Source organism: Metabacillus niabensis (assembly GCF_902829255.1).
GTDB lineage: Bacteria > Bacillota > Bacilli > Bacillales > Bacillaceae > Metabacillus > Metabacillus niabensis.
Window position 1 is genome coordinate 1 of the sequence record NZ_CADEPK010000058.1, and the last position, 1,943, is coordinate 1,943.

General features: G+C 34.6%; 1 protein-coding gene and 1 pseudogene. Both read left to right on the forward strand.

Annotation, left to right across the window (positions count from 1 at the left end; translation table 11 throughout):
- The first annotated feature begins 208 nt into the window (after positions 1 to 208).
- Complete coding sequence (pdxK, locus tag HU235_RS07270) at positions 209 to 1,048, forward strand: pyridoxine/pyridoxal/pyridoxamine kinase (RefSeq protein ID WP_174879775.1); 840 nt, start codon at positions 209 to 211, stop codon at positions 1,046 to 1,048.
- A 118-nt stretch (positions 1,049 to 1,166) separates the two neighbouring features.
- Positions 1,167 to 1,943: pseudogene (locus tag HU235_RS07275) on the forward strand (RNA helicase); the annotation flags it as partial.

A 1,943-nucleotide genomic window follows, 5' to 3' on the forward strand; every position in this document is an offset into this window, starting at 1 on the left:
CGATAATGCATTTAGTGATAAAGGCTTACAAAACGCAGAAAAAACAAATAAAGCGGCCGGAAAGCGAAAATCGTGAAATAAACGAAAATTGTTCAAAGCAACTTTTTATTTGATTCGTGACTTTAATGGTGGAAAGAGTTATTATTATTTAATAATAGACTAGTAGCTTAATCAAATAGAGCTCTTAACAACCAGGGAGGAACATACGATGACTATGAAAAAAGCTTTAACAATTGCCGGATCCGATACTAGTGGTGGTGCAGGTATACAGGCTGATTTAAAAACATTCCAGGAGCTTGGAGTTTATGGGATGACATCGTTAACTGTTATTGCAACGATGGACCCAAAAAACAGCTGGCATCATAATGTATTTCCAATTTCTATTGATGCATTAGAAGCACAATTAGATACAGCACTTTCAGTAGGAATCGACGCTGTCAAAACAGGTATGCTTGGAACAGTCGAAACGATTGAGGTAGCAGCTAAAAGAATTAAAGAATCAGGGATAAATAATGTCGTAATTGACCCTGTAATGGTTTGTAAAGGTGAGGATGAAGTACTTAATCCTGAAACTGCAGATGCACTTCGTGAAGTCATGGTGCCAATTGCAACAGTTGTTACACCAAACCTTTTTGAAGCTAGTCAGCTAGCTAAAACAAGTCCAATTAAAACACTCGATGATATGAAAAATGCAGCAGTAAAAATAAATGAACTCGGCGCAAAATTTGTTATTATTAAAGGTGGAAGTAAACTACAGCACGATAAAGCAGTTGATTTACTTTTTGATGGTAACGAATTTACTTTATATGAAAATGAAAAAATCGATACGACTTATATTCATGGAGCAGGTTGTACATTCTCTGCTGCTATAACTGCAGAATTAGCAAAAGGAAAATCTGTTCTTGAGGCAATTGAAGTTGCAAAACAATTTATTACAGAAGCGATTCGTCACGGATGGAAGCTAAATGAATATGTAGGACCAACAATGCATGGTGCTTATCGTTTATATGGCGCTGGACGATTAGAATCAGAACAGCTAAATAAATAAGTCTTGAAAGGAGCCAAATTGGTTCCTTTTTCTTTTACTATATTAACGAAAATAATACATATATCGAAATGAACAATAGAAACTATATAAAAACCAATAAGATAAAAGGAAGATTTGCATGAATGAGCAGTTAATTTCTTATTACAACAAAGCGATTAAGCGAACGAAGGAAATGGCTTATCAGGATATATTTCATTATTTTGCAACGATGGAAGCACTCCCGACTTATGAGCAATATTTACGTGAAAGACGACAATATTTGGAGCAAATTTGGTTGAACGCATGGTTAAATTCAACAGTTAGTCATGTGTCTTACTCTGAGAAGAAAAGTTATTTATCGGCAAAAGGTTATGAGGTTGAAGGGATAAGCAAAAAGATAATTAACCAGATGTTTCGTAACGAACTAAGAGAATTCAAACCATTTGATCTATTTAATTGGCTTGATGAGGAGTTTATAAACAAACAGCAAAAATGGAATGAGAAATATAAAGAGGCCCGGGAATCATATATTGCTCAACAAAAGGCAAATAAGCAAAAGGAGTTAGAGCGTTCGTTTTATTTATCATTCCAAAATACAATTGAACAAATTGTTAAGGAAAAGTATGAGGAGTTATATCTCTATGTTCGATTCTTACTTGGCAGCAGGCTTGCAATCGAAATTGAGCAAAAAGGAATCCTTCTCCCAACAGAATGGATAACCTTTTCCGAATATTTAGATGAAGAATTCGCCTTTTCGGAAAGGAATTATCGATACTCTCATCATCTTGCTGAAAAATATGAAAGCATCATTACGAACGATATCATCGATTTCGGACCAAATTGGTTAAAAGAACAGCTCCCTAATCATATATTCTCGGAATACAAATCGACATTTCAACATGATTTATCTGATCAT